The organism is Oceanobacter sp. 4_MG-2023 (genome assembly GCF_030689165.1).
Lineage (GTDB): Bacteria > Pseudomonadota > Gammaproteobacteria > Pseudomonadales > Oceanobacteraceae > Oceanobacter.
Genome location: NZ_JAUYVV010000068.1, coordinates 1 through 1235, shown reverse-complemented (window position 1 = coordinate 1235; position 1235 = coordinate 1). Strand labels below are relative to the sequence as shown.

The following is a 1235-nucleotide window of genomic DNA, read 5'->3' as shown; positions in this document are numbered from 1 at the left end:
TGTTCTGGTTGAATATCCCGGACACCTCAAGAAGAGATAAACTCTTCACCAACAGAGGTGCCAACCATGAGCCAGAAACGTAGTTACAAGCAATATCCGCCAGAATTTAAGGAAGAAGCCGTCTCTCTCGTGACCGAGCAAGGTTATTCAGTTCCGGAGGCCGCGAAGTCTCTGGGTATCGCCACCAACTTGCTCTATCGGTGGAAGGAAAAACAGGCGCAGTCAACCAGTGAATCAAAGCCTGCAGAAACGGAACTGGAAGAGCTGAAGCGGCTTCGTCAGGAAGTCAAAACCCTGCGCATGGAGAAAGAGATTTTAAAAAAGGCCAGTGCTTTCTTCGCGAAAGAAATGAAGTGAAATACCACTTTATTGAAAATCACAGACAGAGTTATCCGGTGCGATTGCTCTGTCATGTGATGAACGTCAGCAAGTCGGCGTTCTACGCGTGGAAAGCTCGTCCAGCCAAGGTGATCACTGCGGAAGAATTGCACCTGTATCGACGTGCCAAAGCACTGTTCAAAGCCTCCAGAAACAGCTTGGGGAGTCGCGAATTGGTCAAAAAGTTGAGTGAAGAAGGCATTCAGGTGAGTCGACATCGAGTACGAACAGTGATGCAGCAACTGGATCTTAAAGTCACGCAGCGCGTGGCTTACAAGGCGACAACCAAACGAAAACACAGTGACCGAGTAGCCGATAACCTGCTCAATCAACAATTTAATCCGGTGGGTAAAAATCAGGTTTGGGCAGGAGACATCACCTACCTGAAAACCGGTGAAGGCTGGATGTATCTGGCGATCGTTATGGATCTTTACTCGCGCAGGATAGTTGGATGGGCCATCGACAAACGCATGACCACAAGTCTGATCAGTCGAGCCTTGATCAAAGCTTATAACCTCAGGCAACCACCGAAAGGCCTGGTGTTCCACAGTGATCGAGGATCACAGTACACCAGTGAATCCTTCGCCAAACTGCTGAAAGGGTATGACATGAGAGCTTCAATGGGAGACGTTGGTGCATGCTGGGACAACGCCGTGGTTGAACGCTTCTTTGGGAGCCTAAAACATGACTGGCTGTTCAAAGTACACCAGCCGACGCGGGCTCATATGAAACAGGATGTTGCGGCCTATATGAAATATTACAACCTGGATCGACTGCACTCCTCGAACGGTGACTTGTCACCGGCGGAGCATGAGAAATTAGCCAATTAATGTGTCCGGTTTTGTTGACCAGAACAG

Annotated in this window: 1 protein-coding gene; it reads left to right on the top strand. The window is 49.1% G+C overall.

The window, feature by feature from the left end; all coding sequences use genetic code 11:
• Positions 1 to 66 precede the first annotated feature (66 nt).
• Positions 67 to 1208 (top strand): IS3 family transposase gene (locus Q8W24_RS16765; RefSeq protein ID WP_303434947.1). Its coding sequence is split into 2 segments (ribosomal slippage): positions 67 to 316 and positions 316 to 1208, totalling 1143 coding nucleotides; the frame shifts between segments, so codons are not numbered across the junction.
• The last annotated feature ends 27 nt before the right edge of the window (positions 1209 to 1235 follow it).